Consider the following 23,431-nt stretch of genomic DNA (forward strand, 5'->3'; position numbering starts at 1 on the left):
CCGGTCACTGATCTGGCAGGCATTATTCGACGAAAACACGAACGCTCGCAGCGCGCCCTATCGCATCGATGACCGTCAAGGTGGAATAGCCGCCGCCGTCCGGAAGCCATTGGCTGGTGCGGCGTCGGGTGACATCGGGCAACGGCCGGCCGTTGGCAAGCCAGCGGAAGGGGGCGCGCCCGCCCTGCAGCTTGAGCGTCAATGGCATCATGGCCTCGCCGCTCATCGCGCCAAGTTCCACCCGCGCGCCTTCCGGCGGAAAGACGATCTGCGGCGCCGGCTCGCGTGCCGATGCCGAAAGCAGGCCGCTTGCGGTCATCGAAAAGCGCCTTTGGCTGATCGACAGGTCGGCCTGTGCAAGTCGCACGGCGCCGGCCGGGGCATCCGGCAGCGGCGTGATGGCAATCCCCGATTTGGCGAAGGCTTCGAACAGGATCGGTGCGGCGGCGCCGTAGCCGGTCAATCCCGGCACGGCGCCGTTGTCGGGCCGGCCGACCCAGACGCCAAGCACGTGGCGGCCGTCGAAGCCGACGGACCAGGCATCGCGATAGCCGTAGCTGGTGCCGGTCTTGTAGGCGATGCCGCGCTGACGGCTGCCGGCGGGCGGCAGCACGTCGGAGAGGATATCGGCGACATGCCAGGCGGCAACGGTCGAGAGCAGCGGTTCCCCATCGATCAGGCCGGCCTTCCCCTCGACGCCGTCGCCGAGGCGCACCGGCCAGCCGCGATTTGCCAGTCCCGCATAAAGCTGAACGAGGTCGCGCAAGGTGATGCCGACACCGCCGAGGCCGATCGCAAGCCCTGGCGCCTCGTTCGGCGGCAGCGCAGGCCGCACATCGGCCCGGCGAAAGCGCACCATCAGCCGGGTGGGGCCAACGGCATCAAGCAGACGGATTGCCGGCACGTTGAGCGAGAGTTGCAGCGCTTGCCGAATGCTGACGTCACCCTGGTAGCTCATATCGAAGTTGCGTGGCCGATAGCCGAAGAAATCCGCCGGCCGGTCCTCGATGATCGTCTCCTGGCTGACCAGCCCCTCTTCGAAGGCCAATCCATAGATGAATGGCTTCAGCGTCGAGCCCGGCGATCGCGTGACCCGCGTCATGTCGATCCAGCCGGCGCGGCTCGCATCAAAATAGGCGGCCGAACCGACCTCGCCGACGATCTCTCCGCTGCGGACATCGGCCATCACCATGGCGACGGAGACCTTGGGCCCGAGCTTTGCCGCCCCCTCGCGGGCGACAGCCTCGAGACCGTCCTGAATGTCGCGACGCAGCGTCGTGTGGTGGCGGAGGACCTTCGGCTTCTGACGGAGTGCGGCCTCCGCCAAATGCGCGGCGTGAGCCGGAAGCTGACGGCGTCGGTTCGGCACAGCCGTCATGTCTGCGCGTTCTATCTCACCTTCGCCGATTACCTTGGCAACCGCCATGCGGGTCAGCACCCTTTTACGCGCGGCTTCCGCGGCGGAGAGGTTGCGGTCCGGACGGCGCTTCTCCGGCAGTTGCGGCAGCGCCACGAGCAGAGCGGCCTCGGCAACGGAGAGGCGGCGCGGTTCCTTGCCGAACCAGGCAAGGCTTGCCGCACGCACGCCTTCGAGATTGCCGCCATAGGGCGCGCGCGTCAGATAGACGTCGAGGATCTGATCCTTGTTGAGGCGGCGCTCGATCTGGATGGCGCGAGCGAGCTGCAGGAGTTTCGCCGTCACCGTGCGCTCCCGACGCGGCTCGATCAGCCTTGCAACCTGCATGGAAAGTGTCGACGCGCCGGAAACGATGCGGCCGTTGGTGACGAACTGCAGCGCCGCGCGGCCGAGCGCCAGGGGATCGACGCCGTGATGATCGCGAAAGCGCTGATCCTCATAGGCAATCATCATCTCCAGGAAGCGCGGGTCAACATCTGCCACGGTTGTCTTCAGGCGCCATAAGCCATGCTTCGTGGCGAAGGCGCGCAGCAATTGTCCATCCTTGTCGAGAACCTCGGCCGAGACATCCATCGCTCCTTCGATCGGCGGGGGAAATGCCTTGTCGGCCCACGCGAGTCCCAAGAGTGCTCCCGCGAGCATGAACAGCCCGACTGGCACACCGACGAGACGTTTTCTCCGGATGGACATCGCGCGTCCTACTGTGCTGCCAGCACCTCCATGCGCCCGGTTGCCGTTCGCGCCGAGAATTGCGGCCGGTACATGTCTTCCACGCTTGCTGCCGGATGATCATAGATGCCGGGCGTCACCGCACGCACGACATAGGCGAGCGTGATTTCTCGGTTGTCGCCGGTGGATCGATCGAAGGCCGCAATGAAGCGATCGCTACGGAACTCGGTGTGGGCAGCCTCCACCTCGCCGATCCATTCGAAGTTCGAAAGCTGGGCGCTGTCGACAAGGTTCGGATTGTCGATCCCGAAGCCGGCCGGCAAGAGATCGTTGATCAGGACGCGGGATGGCCAGTCATTGCTTTCGGTGACCTTGAGCACGACGACATAGCGCTCGTTCTGCCGCGCTTCGCTGACATTGGCCTCGGCGCCGTCGAGCGTGTAGTAGGTGCGCTCGATCGTGAAGCCTTCGCCGCCCGCGGACAACGGCTGAGCCGGGGCGGCCACCGTGGTGACCACGGCGGAGACCGCGTCGGTGCCGTTGTTGCGGATCACGACCGGCTGCTGCATGAGGGCGTCACCGCTCATGCGTGCGGCATAGCTGCCGGATCGCTCAGCGCCGTTGACGTCGAGCCTCATGTCCTCGTCGCCGCCCTGGATGGCGCGCGCGGCGAGCAGCATCCAGGTCTGCTCCTGCGTGCTCGTATATTTCGCCTCCTGCCATTCTCTCGCGACAACCTTCGAGAGTTCCGGAATGATCGCGGGCACGGGCCGGCTTTCCGCGGCGAGTGCCAGCACCGCCGCGTCGTCGCGCAGCGACGACCCGTAGTCGGCCCGGGCGAGGCTGACCTTGACCAGGCCGGAGCCCGTCGACATGTTCAGCGACGCCGCGAAGATGTCTTGCGAGCGCGCCGCATCGCCGTAGAGCGCCAGCGCTGCGGCGATATGCGCCTTGGCAAGCGGCGTCGGGAAATCGTCGAGCATCGTGTCGGCGTAATAGCGAAGGTCGCTGATCGCCGCCTTGCGATTGCGGGCGAGCACGTAGAGCGCATAGGCGATCTCGTTGCCGCGGTCCTTGACGTTGGTCTCATAGCTCAGCGCGTTCTGCAGATTTTCGAGTGCCTGCACCATCGCCTGTTCGGGCACGTCATATTTCTGCTCGCGGGCACGTGTCAGGAAATCGCTCACATAGGCATCGAGCCAGAGATCGCCTGAACCGGGGCTCCAGAGGCCGAAGCTGCCGGAGGAAGATTGGTAGGCGAGCACGCTGTAGATCGCATCCTGCACGCGCTTGTTCACCGCTTCGTCGTCGGCAAGGCCGGACTGTTTTGCAAGTTCGCTGAGATAGAGCAGCGGCAGCGCGCGGCTCGTCGTCTGTTCGGCGCAGCCATAGGGATAGCGGTCGAGCGTCATCAGCAGCGCCGGGATGTCGAAGGCGGCCGAGCGTGTGACGTTCAGGCTGACCGAAGCGCCTTGCAATAGGCTGTCGGCGAGCAGCTGGTCGTCCACGGTAAGGCTGCTGCCCGCAGCGATGTTGACGACCTGCCGCTGGGTGACCGGCAACGCGGCCGGACGGATCGGAATGTTCAGCGCCTGCTCGATCGACAGGCCGGAGGCGTTCGAAAGTTCGACAGTGACGACCCCGTTGCCGGGATATTGGCCGCTCAGCGGCAGCGTCACCGCGGACTTGCCGCCGGCATCGAGCCGCACGGTTTCGGCCGCGCCTGTCTGCTCCACGGTCACCGGACCGTTGGTCGTCACCCGCAAGCGATAGTCGCCGGCTGGCGCATCCGTGTTGGCAATGTCGAGCCTCAGTTGCGCCCGATCTCCCGGAGCCAGGAACTTCGGCAGGCTTGCGGTCACCACGACCGGGTCACGGATCACGACGTCCTTGATCGCATGGCCAACACCGGATTTTGTCCACGTGACGGCCATGATACGTGCCGTTCCGTTGAACTGCGGGATATCGAAGCTGACCTTCGCCTCACCGTCCGCATCGAGCTTCACTGGCCCGGAAAAGAAGGCAACCAGCTTTTCCGTCGGCGGGCTGCCCTGCAGCGGCATTTGCCCGCCGTCGCCGCCAGTACGCAACCGACCGGTGGCACCGAGCGAGCCGTCGATCAAGCGTCCGTAGAGGTCGCGGATTTCGACGCCGAGCTGCCTTTGGCCGAAGTACCACCCATCGGGATCGGGTGCCTCGTAGCGCGTGAGGTTCAGAATGCCGACATCGACGGCGGCGATTGTGACGTAAGCGTTCTCGTTCGCGCCTGCCCCTCGCACCTTGAGATTGATATCAAGAGGCCGGCGCGGTTGCGTCGTCTCGGGCGCGTCGAGCGTGACTGCGAGCTTGCGGTCTGCCGGATCGACGGCGAGCCACTTGATGCCGATCGCTCGCATCGGCATGCGGCTCTCCCGGGCATCACCGGGACGAAAAAGCGTCGCAGTGACATAGGCGCCGGCACCCCAGTCGGCGGTGACCGGCAATTCCACCTCGCCACCGGTTTCGGCAATGGTCGCGGTTTTCGTCGCGATCAGATCTTCGGTTCCGACGGTTACCAGAAGCTCACCCGCGAAGCGTGGCGAGACCTTCAGTTTCGCGGTCTCGCCGATCGCGTATTTTTCCTTGTCGAGAGCAATTTCCAGCCCGTCCGGTGTTTCAGTCGAGGTTGCCGCGACATACCAGCCGGCATCGAATTCGACGCTGGAGGCAGGTCCGTCGACCGCAGCCGTCTCGATCTCGAGGCGGTAGCGACCCCAGCCGACCGGCACGGCGATTGCTGCACCGCCTGCGGTCACGTCGACGGTGCCATTCGCCACCTGTTTCGTGGAGATGACCGGCTCGTATTTCCAGGCGCTCCCGTCCCGATACCATTGGTAATTGCGTTCGACGCTGATCAGCTTCCAGAGCAAGCCGGACATCGGTATTTTCGTGCCGTCCTCCCCGACCGCAATCACGTGGAAGCGCCCGACCGAGTTTTCGGCAAGATCTCCGGAAAACTCCGGCTTGATACCGACCATCGGTCCTTCGGGCTTGACCGGCAGCGTCAGCGAGCGCTCCACGGCGCGGCCGCCGGCCTCGCGCATGCGCACCGTGACATTGGCGTTCAGCAACTGCGTCGTCGAGGGAACCTCGGTCAGATCGACGTCGAAAACAGCTTTGCCGTTCTCGTCCAGCGGCTCCAGCGCCTCGAGCGGCATTCGCGTGTCTTCGCTCGTCTCCTCGTCTGCAAGGCCGAAGAGGTAGCCCTTGAAGGCGGCGTTCTCGCGCGTGGGCTTGACCGAGACTTCACCCTCGAGCGTCAGCCCGGCGGCGGGTGCGCCGTAGAGAAAGCGGCCATCGACCGCGACCTGCACAGGCGTGCCGACCGTGATTTCGTTCGCCTCGCTCGTCAGATCGAACTCGGTGCGGTCCGGTACGAAGTCGTCCACGAGGAATTGCTTCTCGCCGATCGCGGACCCTTTCGGATCGGCGAAGATCTGCATCGTCCAGGTGCCGCGCATGGCGTTTTCCGGGATCGGCAGGTCGAGCGTGTGGCCGCCGAGCTTGCCGCCGTTGCTCACCATACGCCGATCCTCGACGCCATCCGGGCGCAGGAAGACGAAGGTGAGCGGCAGGTTCTCGATCGCCGCGCCGTTGACATCGCGGGCAAGGGCTGCCGCATGCACCGTCTCGCCGACGCGGTAGATACCGCGTTCGGTCCAGGCGAAAAGGTCGATCGCGCCGGGCGCGGCGCGGCCTGTGACGCCGCGATCGGAAAGATCGAAGCCAGCGCGCGTCATGTCGAGGAAGACGTAATCCGCATCCGCCTCCTTCGCCGTGATGATGGCGGGTGCCATGCTCGCCGCGCCGCGCATCAGGCCGGCGGCGAAGGTCGCTCTCCCCTCCGCATCACTCGTCGCGGTGCCGAGAACTTCGTTGTTCTTCGCGATCAGTTGCAGTTCGACGCCGTCGAGCGGCTTGGCAGTTGCGAGCGAGCGGGCGAAGACGGTAAGCCCGTCCGTGCCGGCATAGGTCGAAATGCCGATGTCGGAGACCACGAACCATTGCGTGGCGCGCGCGTCCCAATCCTGGCTGAGCCCGGTTCCGGAGACCGCCGTCAGCACGTAGACGCCTGGCTTGCGTTGCGGCAGCGCCTCGTCCACCGGGAAGCTGGTCACCACTTCCTTGTTGAGTTCGGTGTCGATGTCGATGCTGCCTTGCCAGACGAGTTCGCCGCTCTCGTCCTTGATGCGCTCTTCGCTATAGCCGTCGATCTGCGTCAGGAACTGCGAGCTGGTGAGCAGCGAGGAGATGCCGCGATCACCGATGCGATAGAGCTTGAGGTTGGCGCTCTCGGTGTTGACCGAGACGATCGGAATGCCGCGGCGTGCGGTCGACGGCAGCACGAAGCTGTCGCCGGTGAAGCGCACCATCGGCGAACGGTCCTTCACATAGATGTCGAGGCTGACGGGCGTTTCGATGACTTCATCGACGGTGGAGGGCAGGCCCTGCCTCAGCGCCAGCTTATAGCGCTGCCCATGCGATAACCCCTCTACGCAGATCTCGCTTCCCTTGGCCTCGACCGCTTTCGGAGCTGTGCCGTCGAGGGTGACGAAGGAGGCGTAATCCGGTCCGTTCTTGACGAGCTGCTCGGAGAATTGAACGCAGGCGCGCGGGCTTGCGCTGTCGGCATCGATCGTGTGGCCGGTGACGCGGAAGCCCTGCCGCGCCTTGAGGTCGAGATAAGCGGTTTCGACCGTCTTCGCCTCGACAAGTTCGAGGCTCGCCTTATAGGCGTTGAGGGCGGCGCGATAGTTTTCCGTGTTTTCGAGTGCCTTGGCGAGAACGGCAAGCGCGTCTGCCCGGCTCTGGGCATTGCGGGTCAGCTGGTAGCCGTTAAGGGCGGCAAGCGCTGCCTGGCCGGCGATTTCGGTATTGCCCGTGATGCGGTTGGCGGCGCGCGCCGTCTCCAGCCACAATTCGCCGTCATCCGGCGTTATCGCCAGCGCGCCACGAAAGCCCTTCAGCGCGTTCTCTATGTTGCCAGCCGTCAACTCGCTGCGGGCGGCTTCGATCAGGCCGTTGACGCCAAATCCCTGCTGGTCCTCTGTCAGGGCGAGATTCGCTTTCACGTCGCGGGCGTCCTGTATGAGCTGATCCGAGAGGAAGGAGAGACGCGGCGGCGCGCCGATATCGGGCTCGTCGCTGCCCGTCTCAACGACCTTGCCGGCGATAGCTCCCTTGAAGGTGTTCAACGGATTGAAATCGGATTTCAGGAAACACCACTTCACCTTTGGATTGTAGGTGAAGGCGCGGCAGGACTGGTCGGCGATACAGGCGCTCTGGCACTGCTGAAGTGAGACGTTCTGTTCGGTGCGAAGATCAAAGCCGAAATAGTCGCCGTCTTGCGTAATCTCGACTGTGCGGTTCGTTTCAGCTGCCGCGGCGGGCGAGCCGAGGGAAAGGAGCGTAAGAAGAAGCGTGAAAAGGCCGACAAACGCGCGCATAGACATCAAGTCCTCCCAATGCTGCCCGTCTCGATTGAGCGTCACTCTGTCAACCTTCCCGGGGGCTTGTCAATCGCGATGCGACCAAGAGAGCTGCAAACGCCGCTTGTACGGAACTACAACCGGAACGATTGAAGGGAGGGGGCACTCAGGGCGAAGCGGGTCCTGGCGCGAGGGCCTGCGTCGACCCCGTATAGGGTTTTGCGAGCGGAGCGGCATAGGAGCCGCGCTTGCTCGTCGTAAGTCCCTGCGAGACGAGCGCCTCCGCCTGCTTGACTGCAGCCGAGACCCCATCGACAACCGGAACCCCGTATTCACGCTGCAGCGCCTGCGCCAGATCGGCCATGCCGGCGCAGCCGAGGACGATCGCTTCGGCTCCGTCCTCCGTGAGCGCCAGTTCGATCTGGCGCCTAAGCTTGACGAGGGCTCCGGACGCTTTGTCCTCGAGGTCGAGCACCGGAATATCGGCGGCGCGAACCTTTGCGCGGCTGCCCATGCCGTAGCGCTCGATAAGATTTTCGATGAGAACACGCGAGCGCTCCAGCGTGGTGACGACGGTGAAGCGCTGGGCAAGAAGTGCTGCCGTCATCACGGCGGATTCGCAAAGTCCCAGCACCGGAATGTCGGCGAGGGTGCGCGCGGCCTCAAGGCCGGTATCATCGAAACATGCGATGACGGCGGCGTCGGCACCGGCGGCTTGCCCCGCACGGATCTCCATCAGCAGGCCGGGCACAGCGATGGCGCCATCATAGTGCCCCTCGATCGAGGCAGGGCCGTTCCTGGAGGTTGCCGCGATGATTTCCGTCCCGTGCCCGGCGACGGCGCGCGCTGCATCTGCAGCCTTTTCCGTCATCGAGACGGTGGTGTTCGGATTGGCGATCAGGATGCGCATGGATGTCAGCTTATCTTTGCCTGCCGGCGCCGCAGCACGAGGATGATGGCGAGCGCGACGAGGATGATGGTGAAGGAGAAGAGTGTCGTGACCGTGCCGAGGGCGTAAAGCACCGGCGTCGTCACGTTGGTTGTCATGCCGTAGATTTCGAGCGGCAGCGTATTGTAGGTGCCGGAGGTCATCAGCGTGCGGGCGAACTCGTCATAGGAGAGGGTAAAGCCGAAGAGACCGACGCCGATCAGGCTCGGCGCGATCATCGGCAGCACGACATGGCGGAAGGTCTGCCACGGTGTTGCGCCGAGGTCGCGGGCAGCCTCCTCATAGGCCGGCGAGAAGCGGTTGAAGACCGCGAACATGATGAGCACGCCGAAGGGCAGCGTCCAGGTTAGATGCGCGCCGAAGCCGGAAGAGTACCAGGCGGGCTTCAGCCCGAACTGCTGGAAGACGACGCCGATGCCCAGCGAAATGATGATCGAGGGCACGACGAGGCTCGCGACCGTCACGTAGAAGAGCGTCGTCGAACCGCGGAAGCGGTGGCGGAAGGCGAGGCCGGCGAGGAGCGCCACGACGACGTTGACGACCATAACCATGAGCCCGAGCGTGAAGGATCGGCGGAATGAGGCGCCGAAATCGCCGACAGCCTGCTTTTCGAAGAGGTTGTAGAACCAGTGCGTCGAAAGCCCGTTCAACGGAAAGGTGAGGCCGCCGTCAGGCCCCTGGAAGGAGAGGATCAGGACCGCTGACAGCGGTCCGTAAAGGAACAGCACGAACAGGGCGAAGAAGGTAGCCAGGACATAGAATTCCAAAGTCCGTCTTTCGTGGGTCATGTCAGAGTTCCTTCCGGATATCGACGACCCGCAGGATCGCGGCGACCATCAAAAGCACGACGATCAGCAGCACGACCGCGTTGGCGGCTGCCGCCGGGTACTGAAGCAAGGACATCTGGTTCTTCATCATCAGCGCAACCGAGGCGCTTTGCCCGCCCGACATCACCTGAACTGTCGAAAAATCAGCCATGACCAGCGTCACGACGAAGATAGATCCGATCGCCATGCCGGGCTTGGCCAAGGGCAGAATGACGTTCCAGAGGATCTGCCAGCCAGTCGCGCCGCAATCGCGCGCGGCCTCGATCAGGGAGCGGTCGATGCGCATTAGCGTGTTGAAGATCGGCGTCACCATGAACAGCGTGTTGAGATGCACCATGGCGAGCACGACGGCGAAATCGGAATAGAGCAGCCATTCGATCGGCTCAGGGATGATGCCGAGTTCGATCAATGTCGAGTTGACGAGGCCGTTGCGTCCGAGAACCGGAATCCAGGAGATCATGCGGATGATGTTTGAGGTGAGGAACGGCACGGTGCAGACGAGGAAAAGCACCATCTGCATCGTCGTCGTGCGGATGTGGAAGGCCAGGAAATAGGCGACCCAAAAGCCGATAAAGAGCGTAAGAGCCCACGTCATCGCCGTGAATTTCAGCGTGTTGAGATAGGTCTTCCACGTCACCCACGAACCGAGCGTGTCGGTATAGTTCATCGACAGGAAATCGGGATAGAGCCCGGCGAAGTCGTAGTCCCAGAAACTGACGACGAAGATGGTCAGGATCGGCAGGATGAAGAAGAAGGCGAGGATCAGGAGGAGAGGAGCGGCCTGAAGATAGGCGATTAGCCACTGCGGCACGGCAAAGCCGCGGGACGTCTTGCCCGCTTTGGCCTCTCCTGAAGTCGCGATTGCCGTCATTGTCTGTCCTCTTGCTTGCCATTGCCCTCATCCTGCCGGCACCTTCTCGCCCCGCGTGCGGGGAAGACTTGAGGCGACCTCCGCCCTCGCTAAGGTAAGGCGCGGGAGCGGCGGCCTCGTCCCCTCTCCCCGCGTGCGGGGAGAGGGCTAGGGTGAGGGGCAACTTGCCTGCGGATAAACGCGAGCCGCCCTACGCCGCGATGAACTCGTTCCAGCGGCGGACCATGTAACGATCCTCGTCCATCACGGAGTTCCAGCACGCAACTTTGCCCATGCGCTCCTCGAACGAGCCGCCGTCACGGACGGCGCCGGCCTTCTCCATGATCTTGCCTTCCGGAGAGAGGATGTCGCCTTTTGCCGGCTTGCCTTCCACCCAGAAGCCCCATTCGTCCTCTGACATGTGAGCCTTCGCCGTTTCCATCGCGGCGGAGTAATAGCCCTGGCGATTGAGATAGGCGCCGACCCAGCCGGAGAGATACCAGTTGATATATTCGTAAGCGGCGTCGAGTTGGGCGCCCTGCAGGTGCGCGGCGAGACCGAGACCGCCGCCCCAGGCGCGATAACCTTCCTTGAGCGGCTGGTATTTGCAGGCAATCCCCTTGGAGCGGACGGCGGCGACCGCTGGCGACCACATCGACTGGATGACGACCTCGCCGGAGGCCATCAGGTTGACGCTCTCGTCGAAGGATTTCCAGAACGCGCGGAACTGGCCGTCCTGCTTGGCCTTGATGAGAAAATCGATCGTCTGATCGATTTCGTCCGTCGTCATGTTGCCCTTGTCGGCATATTTGATGTTGCCCATCGCCTCCATGATCATGGCGGCATCCATGATGCCGATCGACGGGATATTGAGGATTGCCGCCTTGCCTTTGAAGGCAGGATCCATGATGTCGGCCCAGGTGGTGATCTCGCGCCCGACGAGGTCGGGGCGGATGCCGAGCGTGTCGGCGTTGTAGATCGTCGGGATCAGCGTCATCCACTGCGTCGGCGCTTTGGCGAAGGTCTTGGAATCCTGCGCTTCGACGAAACCGACGGTGTGCGGCGCGGTGCCCTGGGCAACCACGCTGTCCGGCTTCAGCTTGCCATCGATGAAGAGTGGCACGATCTTGTCGTAATATCTGATTTTCGAGACATCCATCGGCTGCATGACGCCGCTTGGGAAGACCTTCTTGGCGATCCAGTATTCGATATCGGCGATGTCATAGGAGTCCGGCTGGGTGACGGCGCGCTGGGCGGCAGCATCGGAATCGGTCGCCGTCATCTCCAGCGTGATGCCAAGGTCCTGTTTGCACTTTTCGGCGATCGCATTGATGTTCGAAACGCCGGTGCCGAACTGGCGGAGCGTGATCGGGTTCTGCGCCCAGATGGTGGGAAAGCCGGTGATGGCCCCGGATCCGGCGATGGCGCCGACAGCGGCGGCACCGGTCTTGAGCAGCGAACGCCGGGAGATCCCTTTTTGCGGCTTCGGTGAATTGGCCTCGATTGTCATGCGTAGTTCCCCTTTTCTTGATGGTTAGTGGTTGGTTTGAGCGGGAGGTGGCCGGAACCGGCCTTTTATCGGGCTAGGCTGAGAGGCGGCCGAGGGGGATCACGTCCTCCAAGGCCCAGCTCAAGGACACCGCATCGCCGACGGGCACGGGTTTCTTGAAATATTCCGCGTCGGAGACGATCACGGTGAAATCGTCGCTGCCGGCGCCGATCACGGTGATCTTCACGGAAGCGCCGCGATATTCGACATTCGAGACGACGCCCTGAAAGCCGAGCGACTTTTCCACTGCCGGTTCAAGACGCACGCGATCGGTGCGGATGCCGATGTCGATCGGCTTGCCGGCCTCTTGGCCGATGTCGCGCACGGTGAAGGTCTGGCCCTCGGGCACCTGCAGCGTCACGACGCCGCCCTCGATCTTCGTCACGCGGCCCGAAAGCACGTTATGGTCGCCCATGAAGCGGGCAACGAAGGCGGTCGCCGGTTTTTCGAAGACGGTGCGCGGTTTGGCTGCCTGCTCGATCCGGCCGTTGTTCATGATGACGATCAGGTCGGCGAGCGCCATCGCTTCCTCCTGGCTATGCGTCACATGGACGAAAGTGATGCCGAGCGTCTTTTGCAGCTTCTTGAGCTCCGCTCGCATCCGGATCTTGAGGAACGGGTCGAGCGCGGAAAGCGGTTCGTCGAGCAGCAACGCCTCCGGATCGGTGATCAGCGCGCGGGCAAGCGCCACACGCTGCTGCTGACCGCCGGAGAGCTGCGCCGGGCGGCGCGTCGCATAGGCTTCCATTTGCATCAGCTTGAGCATTTCCAAGGCCTTCGCCCGGCGCTCGTCCTTGTCGACGCCTTTCATCTTCAGGCTGAAGGCCACGTTGTCGACGAGATCGAGATGCGGGAACAGCGCGTAGGACTGGAACATCATCGCCGTGCCGCGTTTCGCCGGCGGAAAATCGGTGACCACGATGTTGCCGAGGCGAATGTCGCCGGAAGAAATGCTCTCGTGACCGGCAATCATGCGCAGCGTCGACGTCTTGCCGCAGCCGGAAGGTCCCAGAAAGCAGCAATAGCTGCCGGCGGGGATCTTCAGGCTGATCGAATGGACGGCCGTTGTCGTGCCGTAGACCTTGGAAACCGAGGCAATATCGATCTCAGCCGCTTTTGACATGGCGTTTTCTCCTTGCACAAGGAGAGAAGCATCAAGCGTGCCAGTTCGCCCGCCAGGGCTTAAGGGCATGATCTGTCGGATATATTCTCCCGCCGCGGCGAGCTGGCCCGTGCGGCTGTTGATTAGCTGCACATTTTATAGGCGTTTGTCGCCAATATCTGAGGCAATCGTATACAATACCAAAAATATTTGCGTGCGAATGGCTGTTAACTTCCAGTGTTCATCACGCTACAGTGTCGGCATTGTCCGGATTGCCAGCCTCATGACCTCATCAAATCTCGCCACTTCCGAAAACATCGAAATCGGTGCCCCCCATATCCGCGACTCGATCCGGGAGGCGATTGTCGAGCGGCGTCTCGCGCCCGGCACAAAACTTTCCGAAAGCGATGTCGGCGGGCTTTTCAATGTCAGCCGCACGGTGGTGCGCGCCGCCCTTCAGGCGCTTTCCTATGAAGGGCTCGTCACGGTCGAGAAAAATCGCGGCGCCTTCGTCGCCTATCCCTCGGTCGCCGAGGCGCAACAGATCTTTGCAACGCGCCGGCTTATCGAGCCGGGTCTTTTGCGCGAGGCGGCCGCTCATCTGGAGAAGCGGCATATCAAGGAGTTGCGTGACTTGCTTGCCGAAGAGGAGCGGCTGACGATCCAGCGTGGCCAGTCCGCCCGCCGGGCCGAGATCAAGGCGTCCGGCGACTTTCATCTGGCGATCGCCGCCATCACCGGTAACGCCATCCTCAAGCGGTTCATGGACGAGCTCATTGCCCGCTCCTCGCTCGTCATCGCGCTCTACGGGCAATCGGTGATTTCGAGTTGCGGCCATAGTGAACATCAGGAGATCGTCGACGCTCTGGAAAGGAAGGACGTCGACACTGCCTGCGCGCTGATGCTCGAGCATATCGACCACATCGAGGCGGATCTCGACCTGCGAGCGACGAAGAGGGACAGCAATTTGAAAGACGCCCTGCTGCTGTAGCGGCGCAAGGCGCGCCAGCCGCCCAAAGATCGGCTTTCCGAGCCAAGAGATTGCTTTCTCGGCGGGAAGGACCTCAATCGAGCGTGCTGAAAAAGCGCGTCTACCAAATCGTCCTTTTCTGATGAAGTATCCGCTGGATTAGCTGCAGAGAAAGTCATGGCTCTCCAAGCGTCGCGTCCATTCAGGGCTTTCGCCGACGCGCGTGTCGGCGGGTGGGCGATCGATATGGGTGATACAGGCACCCGTCGCCTAACAGCCAAGGATTGTCGTCGTGGGCCATTGCCGTTTGGCGATGCCTCCCTTGTCGTGGGGGCTTGATTTGTGATATTTCTAACAAAATTGTTCGCCAAGCACTCGTTGTATGGCGTTATTTAGCGCAAGCCTTCGCCCCGGACGCACAATGGCCAACCGCAAGTCGACGCGTATCACGACCTTGACCGACGCGCTTTCAGCGCGGCGCGTGCTGCATCTGAAGGACGCCGCCGCGCTGCTTGGCGTGTCCGAGATGACGGTACGCCGGGACATTGCCGACAATCCCGGGCTTTTCGGCTATCTCGGGGGGCACATCGTTTCGGCGGCCGATATCGAGAGCGACGTGCCCTATGAACTTGCGCGCGCGGCCGACAGCCACGCCGCCGCCAAGCGTGAGGCCTGCGTCCATGCTGCACGATTTATTCGTCCCGATGAGACGATCTTCATCGACTGCGGCACGACGCTTGAATATCTCGTCGACCTGATTCCGGAAAATTATTCAATAACGGCAGTCTGTTATTCTTTGAATGCGGCCGACCGCCTGACCCGGAAACCCAATGTGCGGATCGTCATGCTCGGCGGTCTTTATCATCCGTCGTCGGCATCCTTCTCAGGCGATTCCAGCCTGGATACGCTCGATCGGCTTGGCATCAATGTCGCGTTTCTGTCCGCTGCCGGAATCGACCAACAGCGGGGTGCGACCTGCGTCCATTTCCACGAGGTGCCGATCAAGCAGAAGGTAATCTCGCTCGCCCGGGAAAATTACCTCGTCGTCGATCGGAGCAAGATCGGCAAGCTGAAGCCGGCCTTCTTCGCGCCTGCGGGCGCCTTTCGGGCGGTGATCACGGAATACGGCGAGACGGCGGTCGCATAGGGCGTTTCGCGGACGCGCCTCCTTGCTTGACAGATGGGCTGTTTGGTGGAATTTTAACATAAATAGATAGATAGATAACAATGTCGCCAAGGCGGACAAAAGCTGCAAAGATGCGCGCCCAAGGGCGGCATCGGCCATACGAGGAGTAGTCGTTTGGAAGACCTTGCTGTAAAGAGCACGGCGGCGGCATTCGCTGAGACCGCCGGCGTAGGTCACAATTGGCCGCGCAATGATGGCATCGAGCTCGACCTTTCCTGGGTGGTCGATCAGCGCGTCAATCTGTCGGCGGCCGAGCGGCGCGTTGCGACGCTGCCGGGGCGGCGTACCGTGAAGAAGGATGCCCAAGCCGCCTGGCTGCTCAAGGCCGTAACCTGCATCGATCTCACCACGCTCAATGGCGACGACACGACCGAGCGCGTCAAGCGGCTGTGCGCTAAGGCGCGCCAGCCGGTCCGTCAGGACATTCTCGAGGCGCTCGGCATGGGCAATCGCGGCATCACGACCGGAGCGGTCTGTGTCTACCATCGCTTCGTTTCGACGGCGGTAGAGGCGCTCGAGGGTTCCGGTATCCCGGTTGCCGCCGTCTCCACCGGCTTTCCGGCGGGGCTCGTGCCGCATGACGTTAAGCTGAAGGAAATCGAGGCCTCGGTCGCCGATGGCGCGCGCGAGATCGATATCGTCATCACCCGCGAGCATGTGCTGACCGGCAATTGGCAGGCGCTCTACGACGAGATGCGCGATTTCCGCGCAGCCTGCGGCGATGCCCATGTCAAGGCGATCCTGGCAACCGGTGATCTCAAAACGCTGCGCAATGTGGCGCGCGCATCGCTCGTCTGCATGATGGCAGGCGCCGACTTCATCAAGACGTCGACAGGCAAGGAGGGCGTCAACGCGACGCTGCTCGTGACACTCGTCATGCTGAGAATGATCCGCGCCTATCAGGAGCGCACGGGTCTCAAAGTGGGTTACAAGCCGGCCGGCGGCATCTCGGCGGCCAAGGACGTGCTGAACTATCAGTTCCTCATGAAGGACGAACTTGGCCGTGAATGGCTGGAGCCGGATCTCTTCCGCGTGGGGGCGTCGAGCTTGCTTGCCGATATCGAGCGTCAGCTCGAACATCACGTCAGCGGCGCCTACTCGGCCCTCAACAGACACCCGATAGGATAATCCCGATGACCGTCGCCAGGTATTTTGACGAAATGTCCTATGGTCCCGCACCCGAGGCCGACACCGAGGCGCGCGCATGGCTCGCACGTCACAAGGGCGAGTTCGGCCACTTCCTCAACGGCGCCTTCGTCGCTTCAGCGTCTGGAAAGACGTTCGATACCTACGAGCCTGCGACTGGCGCCTTGCTCGCCAAGATCGCGCTCGGTGGACGCGAAGACGTCAACAGCGCGGTTGCCGCCGCCCGCAAGGCGCAGGGTGCATGGGCGAAGTTGCCCGGCCATGCGCGTGCGCGTCATCTCTACGCACTAGCACGCATGATCCAGCGCCACGCGCGTCTGATCGCAGTTGTCGAAGCGATCGACAACGGCAAGCCGATCCGGGAGACCCGCGACATCGACATTCCGCTGGCCGCCCGTCACTTCTACCACCACGCCGGCTGGGCTCAGCTTCAGGAGACCGAGTTCGCCGATCAGGTGCCGGTCGGCGTCGTCGGCCAGGTCATCCCGTGGAACTTCCCCTTCCTGATGCTGGCCTGGAAGGTCGCGCCGGCGCTGGCGCTTGGCAACACCGTCATCTTGAAGCCGGCCGAATTCACGCCGCTGACGGCGCTTCTCTTCGCGGAGCTTGCTGCCGCGGCCGGGCTGCCGCCGGGCGTGTTGAACGTGGTGACGGGCGAGGGCGAAACCGGCGCGTTGATCGTCGAGCATGAGGATATCGACAAGATCGCCTTCACCGGTTCGACCGAGGTAGGGCGCCTCATCCGCGAGAAGACCGCCGGAACCGGCAAGTCGCTGACGCTCGAGCTCGGCGGCAAGTCGCCCTTCCTCATCTTCGACGATACCGATATCGACGGGGCGGTCGAAGGCGTGGTCGATGCCATCTGGTTCAACCAGGGCCAGGTCTGCTGTGCCGGTTCGCGCCTCCTCGTCCAGGAGGGCGTGGCGCCATTGTTTTATGAGCGGCTGAAACGGCGCATGGCGACCTTGCGCGTCGGCCATCCGCTGGACAAGGCGATCGACATGGCGGCAATCGTCGCGCCGGTGCAACTGCGACGGATCGAAAGCCTGGTCGCCCAAGGTGTGACTGAGGGCGCGTCGCTGCACCAGCCGAAGATCGAGCTGCCGAAGGGCGGCAGCTTTTATCCGCCGACGCTGCTCACCAATGTCCAGCCGACATCGATCGTCGCTACGGAGGAAATCTTCGGGCCGGTCGCGATTTCGATGACCTTCCGCACACCAGAAGAGGCGATCCAACTCGCCAATCACTCGCGCTACGGCCTTGCCGCCAGCGTCTGGAGCGAAACCATCGGGCTCGCTTTGCACGTTGCCGCGAAGCTTGCGGCCGGTGTGGTCTGGGTCAATGCCACCAACCTCTTCGACGCGGCGGCCGGCTTCGGCGGAAAACGCGAGTCCGGCTTCGGCCGTGAGGGCGGGCGCGAGGGCTGCTACGAATATCTGAAGCCGAAAGCTTGGATCGGGCGCAAGCTCCGGCCCGTCGCGGCCGCACCGGTCGTGAAAGCGGCTGCGGGCGACTTCTCCATGCCGGTGCTAGACCGCACCGCCAAGCTCTTCATCGGCGGCAAGCAGTCGCGGCCGGACGGAAACTATTCGCGGCCGGTGCTTTCGTCAAAGGGCAAGGTGATCGGCGAGGTCGGCGAAGGCAATCGCAAGGACATCCGCAATGCCGTCGTCGCGGCGCAGGGCGCATCGGCCTGGTCTTCCGCAACGACGCATAACCGGGCGCAGATCCTCTATTACATTGCCGAAAATCTGAGTGGCCGCGCGACGGAGTTTGCCGAGCGCATCTCTGCCATGACCGGCGCCTCGGCAGCCGGTGCCAGGGCTGAGGTCGATGCTGCGATCGCGCGTCTCTTCACCTATGGCGCCTGGGCGGACAAATATGAGGGTGTCGTGCACCAACCGCCGCTGCGCGGTGTCGCACTGGCGATGCCGGAGCCGCAGGGTGTCGTTGGCGTTATCTGCCCGCCGGAGGCACCGTTGCTAGGCTTCATCAGCCTCGTGGCGCCGCTGATCGCCGTCGGTAACCGCGTCGTTGCCGTTCCGAGCGAACAGCACCCGCTGGCGGCTACCGATTTCTACTCCGTGCTCGAAACATCGGATGTGCCGGCCGGCGTCATTAATATTGTCACCGGATCGTCGGTCGAACTCGCCAAGACGCTTGCCGCCCACAACGACATCGACGCGCTCTGGGCTTTCGGCTCGCCGGAACTGTCGACGCTGGTCGAGAAGCTCTCCGTCGGCAACCTCAAGCGCACCTTTGTCGACCACGGCAAGGCGATCGACTGGATGGACCGGACGGCTGCCGAAGGCCCCGCCTTCCTGCGACGCGCCGTCGATGTCAAGAACATCTGGATCCCCTACGGAGAGTAGGGGGCAGGCATCCTTCGGGCGAAGGGACGCGGTCGGAAGAGCGGGGAAATCCGAACAACCTTGTTGACGAGTGGCGCTGGAGACGGCCTGATGCGGCCGTTGCGCCGCCGGAGGTCCGGCGACCAGGCGCCCGCAGCGCCGCGCGTCCGCTCGGATGCGCAAAGTTGCTGCAGCACGTTGAATTGCAGTAGATCGGTTTCGGTCTTACGGAATCATGCAGGGGAGGACAGGAATGCTCAAGAATATCGACCCGGCTCTCAATGCCGACGTGTTGCACGCGCTGCGTTCGATGGGGCACGGCGACACGCTGGTCATCTCGGACACCAATTTCCCGTCCGACGCGATCGCGCGGCAGACGACGCTCGGAAAATTGCTGCACATCGACAATGTCTCCGCCGCGCGCGCAGTGAAGGCGGTTCTCTCGGTTCTTCCTCTCGATACGCCGTTGCAGCCCTCGGCCGGGCGCATGGAAGTCATGGGGGCCCCGGACGAGCTTCCGACAGTGCAACGAGAGGTTCAGGCCGAAATCGACCGGGCCGAGGGCAAGCCGGCGCCGATGTACGGCATCGAGCGCTTCGCCTTCTACGAGGAGGCGAAGAAGGCCTATTGCGTCATTACCACGGGCGAGACGCGCTTCTACGGCTGCTTTCTCTTCACTAAGGGCGTCATTCCCCCGGAATCCGCCTGACGCATCGGCGCGACAATAGGGGGTGCGACCGCAAACGCGCCGCGACCCGACCGAGGTTTGGGAAGCGACCGACCGCTCCTTACTTCACAGCGTTTCGCGCGGCAGCGAGGAACGCGAGCTTCGCCGGCATCTCGATCAGCTTCGAAAGCGCGACCCTTTCGGGCGTGTAGTGATGCTCGACGTCCAGACAGTTGACCGTGCCGAGCAGTTCGCCGCCGACGACGACTGGAATGTTCACGACCGATCCGCAGCCGAGTGAAGCGATCGTCTCGTAGTCGCCGAAGACGGTGGAAATGTCGGCAATCGTATTGGCGACGAAGGTCTCGCGCGCCTTGTGGACCGTGTCGAACCAGCGATCATAGTGGATCGGCTTGGTGCCGGAGGCCGGATACTCGTCGGGGTGCGAGGTATAGGCGCGGCGCGCCAACTCATTCGCCATGTCCACCGTCATGATCGTGAAGAGCCTGGCGCCGATCAGCTTTCGGCTAAGCGTCTGCAGCGCGCGATAGGGCGCATCTGCGCTGGTGTCGTTGGCAATGGTTGCGTCGAATTCCGCCAGAGCGGCGACATACTCGGTCTTCATTGTCTGTCCTTGGGAGAATTGGGTGGGACGATTAGCTGGCGTGTGCGGCACTGATCTGCATCAGTTCGCGCGAATAGGGTTCCTTGAGGTCACCGCGCTTCAACTCGTCAACGCCGGCCACCTCGACGATGCGGCCCTGGCGCATGACGGCCAGCCGGTCGCAGAGGAAGGAGACGACCGGCAGATTGTGCGTGACCATCAGGAAGGTGAGATTCTGCTCGCGGCGGAGACGCTTGAGCAGGTTGAGGATTTCGGCCTGGACCGAAACGTCGAGTGCCGACGTCGGCTCGTCGAGCAGCAGGATCTTTGGCTTCAGCATCAGTGCGCGCGCGATCGCCACGCGCTGGCGCTGGCCGCCGGAAAGCTGGTGCGGAAAGCGGAACCGGAATTTCCGGTCGAGGCCGACTGACGCCATCACCTCTTCGACGCGCGCGCTCCGGTTGCCGATACCGTGGATCGTCAGCGCCTCGCCAAGCGTCGCATCGACGGTTTTTCGAGGATGCAGCGAACCATAGGGGTCCTGAAACACCATTTGGCAGATCCGCGAAAATCCGCGGTCGACACCGTGGCCGCGCGGTTTGCCGAGGACATGGATCTCGCCGGTCCATTCGGGCGCGAGTCCGGCGATCGCCTTCAAGACGGTGGACTTGCCCGAGCCGCTTTCGCCGACGAGCGCGAAGCTCTCGCCTTCGGCGATGTCGAGGCTCACCTTGTGGGTGATCTGCGTGTCGCCGTAGGAGATGTCGAGATTTTTCAGAGAGAGCGCGGTCATGCTTTTGCCCAGGCACTGCGGTCGAGCACGGGCAGCTCGTCCCTTGTTTCATCGAGGCGCGGAATGGAGGCGATAAGGCCGCGCGTATAGGGGTGCGTGGCGTTCTTCAATTCGCCGGCCTTGCATTCTTCCACGACTTTGCCGGTGTTCATCACCAGGATCCGGTCGCAGTAGCTCGAGACGAGGTTCAGGTCGTGGCTGATGAAGATCAGCCCCATGCCCTTGCGCCGAACGAGCTCGTCGATGATGTCGAGCACCTGTGCCTGGACCGAGACGTCGAGCGCCGAAGTCGGCTCGTCGGCAATCAGCAGGTCCGGCTCGGGGATGAGCATCATCGCGATCATCACCCGCTGCCCCATCCCGCCGGAAACCTCGTGCGGGTAAAGCCGGGCGACACGTTCCGGATCGGTGATGCGCACCGATTGGAGCATGGTGTGAATGCGGTCGTTCACTTCCCGCCGCGGCAGACGTTTGTGCGTCAGCAGCGCCTCGGCGATCTGCTCGCCGATGGTCATCACCGGATTGAGCGAGAATTTCGGATCCTGCATCACCATCGAGATACGAGCGCCGCGAATAGCGCGCATCTGCTTCTCCGAGCGGGTGCTGAGATCGATGCCGTCGAAGGCAAGCTTGTCCGCGGTCACGAGGCCGGGTGCGCGCACGAGCTTCAGGATCGAACGGCCGGTCATCGATTTGCCGGAGCCGCTTTCGCCAACGATGCCGAGGCGCTCGCGTCCGAGCGTGAAGGAGATGCCGCGTACGACGTCGAGATCACCGTGTGCCGTCGGGAAGGTGACACGCAGGTTTTCGATTTCGAGGAGCGGTCTCATCAGCGCTGCTCCCCGCTCTTGGGGTCGAGCACGTCGCGAAGACCATCGCCCAAGAAGCAGAAGCCGAGGCCGACGAGGATGATCGCGAAGCCCGGCATCGTTGCCACCCACCACTGATCGAGAATGAAGGACCGCCCGCGGGAGATCATCGCGCCCCATTCCGGCAGGGGCGGCTGGGCGCCGAGGCCGATGAAGCCGAGGCCGGCGGCGGTCAGGATGATGCCGGCCATGTCGAGCGTCACGCGGATGATCATCGACGAGGTGCAGAGCGGCAGCACGTGGCCGAGATTGACTCTAAGGCTCGAAGCGCCGAGCAGACGCACGGCGGCAATGAACTCGGAATTCTTGAACGTCAGGGTTTCGGCCCGCGCGACGCGGGCATAGCCGGGCCAGGAGGTGATGGCGATCGCGATGATGGCGTTCTCGATGCCTGGTCCAAGGGCTGCGACAAAGGCGAGCGCCAGGATCAGCTTTGGTAGCGACAGGAAGATGTCGGTGATGCCCATCAGGATGCGATCGACCCAGCCGCCGAAATAACCGGAGATGACACCGATGACGAGTCCTGCCGGCGCCGCAAGAACGGCAACGAGCGCGACGATCACCAGGGTAATGCGCGCGCCGTAGACGACGCGCGACCAGATATCGCGCCCGAGTTCGTCGGTTCCCATCCAGTGTTCGGCGCTCGGCGGCAGCAGCCGTTCGGCAAGCGCCTGGCGCAGCGGATCGTGCGTCGCGAGCCACGGCGCGAAAAGTGCTGCGAAGATCAGGGCGGCAATGATGATCGCGCCGATCACCGCCAGTGGATTGTGCATCAGCGCGCCGAAGATGCGGTAGAGCCGGCCAAGCCGCGCCTGCATCGGGGAAGCGGGGCTGTCGTCGATCAGCCAGTCGCGAAGCGTTGCCATGTCCCGCACCTCCCTAGCGCGCACGCGGATCGAGCACGCGATAGAGCACGTCCGAAATCTTGTTGATGCCGATGAAGACCGCACCGACTACCAGGGTCGAGCCGAGTACCGCGGACATGTCGGCGTTAAGCAGCGCCACGGTCAGATAGTTGCCGATGCCGGGCCAGGAGAAGATCGTCTCGATCATTACCGATCCTTCGAGAAGGCCGGCATAGGAGAGCCCGATGACGGTGATCAGCGGCACGCGGATCGGCCGGAAGGCATGGCGCCAGATGACCAGCCGCTCGGGAACACCCTTGACCCGGGCGGTGGTGACGTATTCCTGGCTCAGTTGGTCGAGCATGAACGAGCGTGTCATGCGGGCGATATAGGCCAACGCGAAGAATCCGAGGCAGGACGCCGGCAATATCAGGTGCCAGACGGCATTGCCGAACACCTCCCAATCGCCGGCGATGATGCTGTCAATCAGCAGCAGGCCGGTCACCGGCGGCACGATGCCGTCAAGAAAGATCTCGACGCGGCCAGGGCCTCCGACCCAATTGAGCCGGGCATAGAAGACGGCGAGGCCGACGAGGCCAAGCCAGAACGCAGGAACGGAATAGCCGAGCAGGCCGACGACGCGGATTGCCTGATCGAGCCAAGAGCCGCGCCGGCTTGCGGCGATGACGCCAAGGGGGACGCCGAGCAGGACCCCGATGATAATGCCAAGTGTCGCCATCTCGAGCGTCGCCGGGAAAACCCGCGCAAGATCCTCGAGAACCGGCCGTCCGGTGGAAACAGACGTGCCGAAATTGCCGGTCAGCACGTCGCCGACATAGCTTACGAACTGCGTCGTCAAGGGGCGATCGAGGCCCATTTCGACGCGCACCCGCTCGTAGACGGCAGTGGGAGCGCGGTCCCCCACGACTGCGAGCACCGGATCGATCGGCACGATCCGGCCGATAAAGAAGGTGATGGCGAGGAGGCCGATGAAGGTTACGGCCAGCGTGACGAGAAATCCGACGGTGGTGACAACCCAGCGATGGGCCGAGCCGGTCGCGCCGCGGCGGCGCGCCGGTCCCGCGACGGTGGTCGTGCTGTCATCTGCCACGTGGCGGCTCCATCCCTGCTTGGCCTGCGTTGGGCCACGCCCATAGCGCAAGAATTCG

General features: G+C 63.2%; 17 protein-coding genes. 5 read left to right on the forward strand and 12 right to left on the reverse strand.

Features of this window, described 5'->3' with window-relative positions; genetic code table 11:
* Positions 1 to 22: 22 nt before the first annotated feature.
* The 7 genes from pbpC to ILFOPFJJ_RS20135 all read right to left on the reverse strand — a co-directional run bounded on the left by pbpC (position 23) and on the right by ILFOPFJJ_RS20135 (position 12,852).
* A complete protein-coding gene (gene pbpC, locus ILFOPFJJ_RS20105; protein ID WP_376741437.1) occupies positions 23 to 2,059 on the reverse strand; it encodes a penicillin-binding protein 1C in 2,037 nt (678 codons plus the stop codon).
* 56 nt (positions 2,060 to 2,115) lie between these two features.
* Positions 2,116 to 7,572: an alpha-2-macroglobulin family protein gene (locus ILFOPFJJ_RS20110; RefSeq protein ID WP_173512509.1), complete on the reverse strand. Its 5,457-nt coding sequence runs from the start codon at positions 7,570 to 7,572 to the stop codon at positions 2,116 to 2,118.
* A gap of 148 nt (positions 7,573 to 7,720) precedes the next feature.
* Positions 7,721 to 8,464, reverse strand: a complete 744-nt coding sequence (locus ILFOPFJJ_RS20115) for an aspartate/glutamate racemase family protein (protein ID WP_173512322.1) — start codon at positions 8,462 to 8,464, stop codon at positions 7,721 to 7,723.
* Positions 8,465 to 8,469: 5 nt separating this feature from the next.
* Positions 8,470 to 9,291 (reverse strand): ABC transporter permease, encoded by an 822-nt coding sequence (locus ILFOPFJJ_RS20120; protein WP_173512323.1) that lies wholly within the window; start codon positions 9,289 to 9,291, stop codon positions 8,470 to 8,472.
* A gap of 1 nt (position 9,292) precedes the next feature.
* Positions 9,293 to 10,201 (reverse strand): ABC transporter permease, encoded by a 909-nt coding sequence (locus ILFOPFJJ_RS20125; protein WP_173512324.1) that lies wholly within the window; start codon positions 10,199 to 10,201, stop codon positions 9,293 to 9,295.
* A gap of 190 nt (positions 10,202 to 10,391) precedes the next feature.
* Positions 10,392 to 11,690: an ABC transporter substrate-binding protein gene (locus ILFOPFJJ_RS20130; RefSeq protein WP_173512325.1), complete on the reverse strand. Its 1,299-nt coding sequence runs from the start codon at positions 11,688 to 11,690 to the stop codon at positions 10,392 to 10,394.
* 73 nt (positions 11,691 to 11,763) lie between these two features.
* The gene (locus tag ILFOPFJJ_RS20135) at positions 11,764 to 12,852 is read right to left on the reverse strand and encodes an ABC transporter ATP-binding protein (RefSeq protein ID WP_173512326.1); all 1,089 of its coding nucleotides are present in this window, start codon (positions 12,850 to 12,852) and stop codon (positions 11,764 to 11,766) included.
* Between the two features lie 262 nt (positions 12,853 to 13,114).
* Between ILFOPFJJ_RS20135 and ILFOPFJJ_RS20140 the strand changes: the two genes are divergently transcribed.
* From ILFOPFJJ_RS20140 to ILFOPFJJ_RS20160, 5 genes are all read left to right on the forward strand, one after another.
* Positions 13,115 to 13,822, forward strand: coding sequence for a GntR family transcriptional regulator (locus ILFOPFJJ_RS20140; RefSeq protein ID WP_173512327.1), 708 nt, complete (start codon positions 13,115 to 13,117; stop codon positions 13,820 to 13,822).
* A 400-nt stretch (positions 13,823 to 14,222) separates the two neighbouring features.
* A complete protein-coding gene (locus ILFOPFJJ_RS20145) occupies positions 14,223 to 14,948 on the forward strand; it encodes a DeoR family transcriptional regulator (protein WP_173512328.1) in 726 nt (241 codons plus the stop codon).
* Between the two features lie 153 nt (positions 14,949 to 15,101).
* Positions 15,102 to 16,115 carry a deoxyribose-phosphate aldolase gene (gene deoC, locus ILFOPFJJ_RS20150; protein WP_173512329.1) on the forward strand — a complete coding sequence of 338 codons (1,014 nt, stop codon included), beginning with the start codon at positions 15,102 to 15,104 and terminating at the stop codon, positions 16,113 to 16,115.
* Positions 16,116 to 16,120: 5 nt separating this feature from the next.
* Positions 16,121 to 18,505: an aldehyde dehydrogenase family protein gene (locus ILFOPFJJ_RS20155; protein WP_173512330.1), complete on the forward strand. Its 2,385-nt coding sequence runs from the start codon at positions 16,121 to 16,123 to the stop codon at positions 18,503 to 18,505.
* Between the two features lie 232 nt (positions 18,506 to 18,737).
* On the forward strand, positions 18,738 to 19,193 hold the full coding sequence (locus tag ILFOPFJJ_RS20160) for an RbsD/FucU family protein (protein ID WP_136505068.1): 456 nt from the start codon (positions 18,738 to 18,740) through the stop codon (positions 19,191 to 19,193).
* 79 nt (positions 19,194 to 19,272) lie between these two features.
* Here ILFOPFJJ_RS20160 and ILFOPFJJ_RS20165 read toward each other — a convergent pair whose 3' ends face one another.
* Genes ILFOPFJJ_RS20165 through ILFOPFJJ_RS20185 form a run of 5 tightly spaced genes read right to left on the reverse strand, consistent with a single transcriptional unit; the run spans position 19,273 to position 23,373 of the window.
* The gene (locus ILFOPFJJ_RS20165; protein WP_173512331.1) at positions 19,273 to 19,776 is read right to left on the reverse strand and encodes a GAF domain-containing protein; all 504 of its coding nucleotides are present in this window, start codon (positions 19,774 to 19,776) and stop codon (positions 19,273 to 19,275) included.
* A 31-nt stretch (positions 19,777 to 19,807) separates the two neighbouring features.
* Positions 19,808 to 20,548 (reverse strand): ABC transporter ATP-binding protein, encoded by a 741-nt coding sequence (locus tag ILFOPFJJ_RS20170; RefSeq protein WP_173512332.1) that lies wholly within the window; start codon positions 20,546 to 20,548, stop codon positions 19,808 to 19,810.
* The gene (locus ILFOPFJJ_RS20175) at positions 20,545 to 21,378 is read right to left on the reverse strand and encodes an ABC transporter ATP-binding protein (RefSeq protein WP_173512333.1); all 834 of its coding nucleotides are present in this window, start codon (positions 21,376 to 21,378) and stop codon (positions 20,545 to 20,547) included. Before ILFOPFJJ_RS20175 ends, ILFOPFJJ_RS20170 begins: the two co-directional genes overlap by 4 nt.
* Complete coding sequence (locus ILFOPFJJ_RS20180; protein ID WP_173512334.1) at positions 21,378 to 22,283, reverse strand: ABC transporter permease; 906 nt, start codon at positions 22,281 to 22,283, stop codon at positions 21,378 to 21,380. Before ILFOPFJJ_RS20180 ends, ILFOPFJJ_RS20175 begins: the two co-directional genes overlap by 1 nt.
* Before the next feature lie 13 nt (positions 22,284 to 22,296).
* Positions 22,297 to 23,373 (reverse strand): ABC transporter permease, encoded by a 1,077-nt coding sequence (locus ILFOPFJJ_RS20185; RefSeq protein WP_376741430.1) that lies wholly within the window; start codon positions 23,371 to 23,373, stop codon positions 22,297 to 22,299.
* Positions 23,374 to 23,431 lie beyond the last annotated feature (58 nt).

This window comes from Sinorhizobium psoraleae (assembly GCF_013283645.1).
Lineage (GTDB): Bacteria > Pseudomonadota > Alphaproteobacteria > Rhizobiales > Rhizobiaceae > Sinorhizobium > Sinorhizobium psoraleae.